Annotated in this window: 4 protein-coding genes and 2 pseudogenes; 1 reads left to right on the top strand and 5 read right to left on the bottom strand. The window is 68.3% G+C overall.

The window, feature by feature from the left end:
- The 3 genes and pseudogenes from AC5RUJ_RS10620 to AC5RUJ_RS10610 form a co-directional block, all read right to left on the bottom strand.
- A pseudogene (locus AC5RUJ_RS10620) lies at nt 1-625 on the bottom strand (hypothetical protein); the annotation flags it as partial.
- Between the two features lie 102 nt (nt 626-727).
- Nucleotides 728-1,075, bottom strand: coding sequence for a GNAT family N-acetyltransferase (locus AC5RUJ_RS10615; RefSeq protein ID WP_494128605.1), 348 nt, complete (start codon nt 1,073-1,075; stop codon nt 728-730).
- Nucleotides 1,076-1,109: 34 nt separating this feature from the next.
- A pseudogene (locus AC5RUJ_RS10610) lies at nt 1,110-2,133 on the bottom strand (pirin family protein).
- Nucleotides 2,134-2,217: 84 nt separating this feature from the next.
- Here AC5RUJ_RS10610 and AC5RUJ_RS10605 point away from each other — a divergent pair.
- Nucleotides 2,218-2,841: a DedA family protein gene (locus AC5RUJ_RS10605; protein ID WP_494002202.1), complete on the top strand. Its 624-nt coding sequence runs from the start codon at nt 2,218-2,220 to the stop codon at nt 2,839-2,841.
- Nucleotides 2,842-2,885: 44 nt separating this feature from the next.
- On the opposite strand, the gene AC5RUJ_RS10600 is transcribed toward AC5RUJ_RS10605, so the two are convergent.
- Nucleotides 2,886-4,160: an ArgE/DapE family deacylase gene (locus tag AC5RUJ_RS10600; RefSeq protein ID WP_494128604.1), complete on the bottom strand. Its 1,275-nt coding sequence runs from the start codon at nt 4,158-4,160 to the stop codon at nt 2,886-2,888.
- Between the two features lie 135 nt (nt 4,161-4,295).
- Nucleotides 4,296-5,173, bottom strand: an 878-nt coding sequence (locus tag AC5RUJ_RS10595; protein ID WP_494155845.1) for an MFS transporter, incomplete at its 5' end; no start/stop codon positions are given.

Here is a 5,173-nt window from a genome sequence, read left to right as displayed (position 1 = left end):
TCCGGCCGAGGATCCGTTCCATGAAGCCCGGCTGCGCCAGTTCGGCGCGGGTAGCGGTCCTGGCTAGCGTCTCGGGCCGGTCGGAGGCGGCCCGCTCCGCGGCGGGGAGCTGGCTGTTGAGCTCGTCCCGGAGCATCGCGCGCTGCTGCGGGGTCAACCGGTTGAAGGCTTCGGCGTGGGCCCGCTCCATGTCCTGGGGCGGTGCAGTCTGCAGCATGTACTTGTATTTCGCGATGGCCGCCTGGTCGGCGTCCCGGCCGGCGGGTTGCCCGGGCCTGCCGTCGCGAGGCTGCGGCCGGGACGGATACCTTTGACCGCCGTCGCCCCCGCCACGGTTGTACCCGCCGTCGTAGCCGCGGTCCTGCCCATAACCACGGTCCTGCCCGTAACCGCGGTCGTAACCACGGTCCTGACCGTAGCCGCGGTTGTAACCGCCGTCGTAGTTAGGGTCCTGGCCGTATTGGCGGTTTTGGCCGCGCCCGTAGCCTGCCTCCTGGCCGTAGCCGGGTCCCCGGCCGGAGTCCTGGGGCCGCGGCGGGCGCTGCTGTCCGGTGCGTTGGGCCAATTGCTCCTTGGCGTACTGGATGGCCTTTTGCTTGCCCTTTTGGACCAGCTTGTCGAACATTCCCACGGTTCCGCTCCTTGCCTGCCCGGTGGAAGCCGGTGCACGGGGTCATCTCTCCCCGTTAAGAACTGTTGGCGACGGCAAAGGGTTCCGGCGGTCTCCCTAGCCCGCGACGCGTTCGACCGCTTGCACGTGTTCGGGCCGCACCGGGGTGGTCTGGGCCAGGTACTCCGGGTGCTTTTCGACGTAGGCCTTAAAGTAGGGGCATACGGTCACCACGGACACCCCGGCAGCGGCCGTGTCATCCAGCGAGTAGCGGGCCAGACGTCCGGCCAGTCCCTGCCCGGCATACTCCTCGTCAACGGTGGTGTGGAAGAAGACACGCTCGGGGCCCGACGGCCCCTCGAACGGCAACCAGTGGGCCTTGCCGATCACCTTGCCGCCGTCCACCAGTTCGTAGCGGCGCCGTCCGGCATTGCTGCGGACGGCGATGGGGACGTCGGCTTCCATGGGTCCTCCTGATGATGGGGCGGTCCGGCAGTGCTCAGCCGCGGGGTCGCAGCTGGACGGTCGGCAGCGTCGGTGCGGGCAGCGGTGCGGGCGTCCCGTCGGGGAAGGGGCCGAACCGGGGATACGGGGCGCCGTCCGGATAGGTGCCGTTTTCGGGTTCCGGCGCGGGGTCGACGTCGATCTCGGCCTGCCAGGCGGCGCGGTACGCCACGATCTCCTCATGGCTCCGGCCCACGAAGTTCCACCACATGATGATCTGCTCGCCCAGCGGCTGGCCGCCGATGAGCAGCAGCCGGGCCGGGGCGTCCCCGGCCTCGAGGACGAGGCGCTTTCGCCCGGGGGCGAGGTAAACCAAGTGGTCCACCGGGACGTCGTTTCCGTCCAGCCGGAGGTCGCCGGTATCCAGCAGGACTCCGTGTTCGAACCCGGCGTCCAAGGCGAGTTCCAGCCGGGACCCCGCACGCAGCGTGGCCTCGGCACCGAGCAGCGGAGGGGTGTAGGTGTTGACGGGAGACGTGGAGCCGGCCAGCGAACCGAAGAAGACGCGCAACTCCGTCCCGTCGCCGACGACGGGTTCCGGTGCGTAATGTTCGAACGTCGGCGGCATGTTGCGGGTCGAGTCCGGAAGGGCGAACCAGAGCTGCGCGCCGTGCAGGACGGTGGTGTCCGGCGTCGAAAATTCCTGGTGGGAGATGCCCCGGCCGGCGATCATGAGGTTCACTTCCCCCGGGCGCACGATGGCTTCAAACCCGGCCGAATCCCGGTGCGCGATCTTGCCGGAGAACAGCCAGCTGACCGTGGCCAGGCCGGTGTGCGGGTGGCGGGGAACCTGCATGCCGCCGGTACCGGACACCAGGTCGGGCCCGTAATGATCCAGGAAGCACCAGGAAGCACCAGGAACCGATCAGGCTGCGCCGTTTCTGCGGCAGGGTGCGGCGGACGTTCATGGCCCGGATGCCGCCCAGCGGGACGTCACGCGGCGCCAGGACCTCCGCGTCGGCGGAGTCTGCTTCCAGTGAACAGACAACTTCCCTCGGTGCCGCCTCCAGGTTGCTCATGGCCTCAGTTTAGACGGGCGCTTGCAGCGTGCCGCCAGATGCAGCGTTGCACCTGCACCGCCGTGCATCGGGGAGGATGGGGGGATGGACGAACTCGGCGAACTGCTGCGCAGCCTGGATTACTGGTGGATCTACCCTGCCGGTGCGCTCTTCGTGACCGTTTCCGCGCTGGTTCCTCCGGTGCCGAGCACCACGCTGTTCGTCGCGCTGGGGTCGCTCTCGGTGCACTCGGACCACCTCGACCCTTACGTACTGGCGGCCGCCATGCTGGCCGGCGCGGTAGCGGGTGACGCCGGCACGTTCTTTCTGGTGCGCCGCTTCAACCTCGCCGAGCGGAAGGTGTTCTCCGGGCGACACTGGCAGTCAGGCTTCCGCAAGGCCCGCACCGGGCTGGGCCGCAAGGGGCTGCCGCTGGTGCTGACGTCCCGGTTTGTTCCCATGGGGCGGGTGACGCTCAATGTGGCCGCCGCTATGATTCCACAGCCCGGCCGCCGGTTCCTGGCGCACTCCGCCCTGGCCGGTGTGCTGTGGTCCGCCTACTCGGTGGGCATCGGCACCGCGTCGGGCGTGTGGCCGCAGCTGTCCACCGAGTTCGCGGTGCTGCTCGCCATCGCAGCGTCCTTGGTGCTCGGGTCGCTGATCAACCACACGTTGAAGTGGTGGGAAAACCGGCAACGGATGGAGTCCCTCCAGAAGCGGGGCCGCTAGGCGGTCGCCGGCACCGGCAGGAAGCGCGGGTGCCGGCGACTGTGTCAGGCCCGCTCTTCCACGCCGCACCAGTTGGCGATGAACAGAGCGATGCTCTTGGTGATTCGACGGACCGATTCGATGGATACCCGCTCGTCGAAGCCATGGATCGCTTCGGAGACCGGGCCGTAAACAAGCGCGGGCGTGTCGGCATAGAGCGCGAAGACACGCCCGTCCAGGTAGCCGGGAGTGGTGAAAGTGCCAAGCTCCTGACCGAAGACCTGCTCGTGCGTGCTCTCCAGCAGGGACTCGGCTTCACTGCCGGGCTCCAGCACGTAGCCTTCGGAGAAGAATCCGGTTTTGGTGGCGACGGCCTTGATCGGCTCGGGGCCGGCCCCCAGCCGGGCGAGGCATTCCTGCAGTTCGTGCCAGGCCTGCTCGGCCGGGATCCCGGGGTAAATGGCCGCCCGCACATCGAATTCACACCAGGCGGGCACGCTGGAGGGCCAGTCGCCGCCGATGATCTGCCCGAAGTTGAAGTTAATGGGGTGTTCCAGGTCCTCGAAGTAGCGGTGCCGGCCCCGCTCCGCGTTCCACTTCTCCTCGACTTCGCGCAGGGCGGTGATGGCGGTGTAGGCGGCGTCGATGGCGTTGAAGCCGGTGCCCATCTCGCGCGGATGGGTCGGGTTACCGGTGACACGCACCTTGAACCAGAGCACCCCGACGTTGGCCCGGACCAGCATGTCCTCTTCGGGCTCGGGAATGATGACCGCGTCCGCCCGGTAGCCGCGCATAAGCGCGGACAGGGAACCGTTGCCCGTGCATTCCTCTTCGACGACGGACTGGAAGTGGATTCGGCCGGCGGGTTCGAGGCCGGCCGCCTTGACGGCGTCGAACGCGAAGAGGTTGGCGGCCAGCCCGGCCTTCATGTCGCCGGCACCGCGGCCGTACATCCAGCCGTCGATGATGGGAGCATCCCAGGGGGAGCGCGACCATGCCTCTTCCGGCCCTTCCGGCACCACGTCGACGTGTCCGTTCAGGATAAGCGAGCGGCCGGTTTCGGCGGCAGGCCGGTACGTGCCGACAACATTGTCGACGTCGTCGTAGGAGACGGTGACGGGGCCGAAGCCCGGATGCGTGGCGAGCTCGTCGGGATCCAGCTGCCAGCGGTCCATTTCCAGGCCGCGGGCGGCCATCGCCGTGTGCAGCAGGTCCTGCGCGCTGCCTTCCGCGGTCCGCAGCGACGGGTGCTTCACCAGCTCCTGGGTGAAGGCCAGCTGCGCGTCGAACGCGGCGTCGACGGCATCGAGAATACGTTGGGACTGTTCGTCATTGATCATCCGAATGCTCCTTGATATGGCGCGGGGGAGCCGCCCGGCTGGACGGCTCCCCCGCGAGGTGGTGAGACGCTGGCTTCCGGCGGCGGTGTCCACCGGAGGCCGGAGCCCGCCCCGGGGTGGGGCGGGCGTGGGGACTTAGCTGTCGGCTACGATCTGCTTGTCCTTGACCCGCAGCCGCTCGCCGAGGAACCCGCCGAGGGCCGTGAGCAGCGCGATGATGGCAAGGATCATGGCCGCGCCCCAGGACTGGTTGCCGGAGACGCCGAGCATGGCGGTGGCGATCATGGGCATGAAGCCGCTGGTCGCGCCGGCGATGTTGTAGCCCAGGGCCACGCCGGAGTAACGCAGTTTCGCCGGGAACAGTTCGGTCAGCAGCGCGCCGTTGACCGCGTACGCCACGGCGATCAGCATGATGCCGAAGGTGATGGCCAGGGTGATCAGCAGCGGGGACTTGGTGTCGATCATGGCGAACAACGGGAAGGCCAGGACGGCGGTGAGGATGCCGCCCCACATGGTGACCTTGCCCGGGCCGATCTTTTCCGCGAGCCGGCCCATCAGGATGGTGACGATGATCTGGGCGACGGCGGCGATCAGGGTGGCGTTGACCATCACGTTGCGGTCCACCCCTAGGGTGTTGACGCCGTAGCTGACCACGAAGGTGGTGATCATGTAGAAGCCGCCCACGCCCAGCAGGGCGGCGAGCACGGCAACCACCAGGCGGCCGCCGGCGTTGCGGAAGACGTCGAAGGCCGGGACCTTGGAGGTCTCTTCCTGGGCCAGCAGATCCTTGAAGATCGGCGACTCCTCCACCTTGAGCCGGATCCACAGGGCGATCAGGAGCATCGGGAAGGCCAGCAGGAAGGGAATGCGCCAGCCCCAGGCGTCAAAGAAGTCGGACGGGAAGAGCAGCACGAGGGTGAACGCCGTGGACGCCAGCAGGGTCGCCACCGGCGAGCCGACCTGGACCAGGGCGGCGTACCGGCCGCGCTTCTCGGCCGGGGCGTGCTCGACGG

This window comes from Arthrobacter sp. Y3223164 (assembly GCF_059091005.1).
Note: the sequence above shows the minus strand (reverse complement) of the source record. Positions and strands in the feature narration are given on the sequence as shown.

Coding starts and splice junctions, on each gene's coding strand:
- AC5RUJ_RS10615 (WP_494128605.1), bottom strand. CDS start 1,075: ATGGAAGCCGACGTCCCCATCGCCGTCCGCAGCAATGCCGGACGGCGC.
- AC5RUJ_RS10605 (WP_494002202.1), top strand. CDS start 2,218: ATGGACGAACTCGGCGAACTGCTGCGCAGCCTGGATTACTGGTGGATC.
- AC5RUJ_RS10600 (WP_494128604.1), bottom strand. CDS start 4,160: ATGATCAATGACGAACAGTCCCAACGTATTCTCGATGCCGTCGACGCC.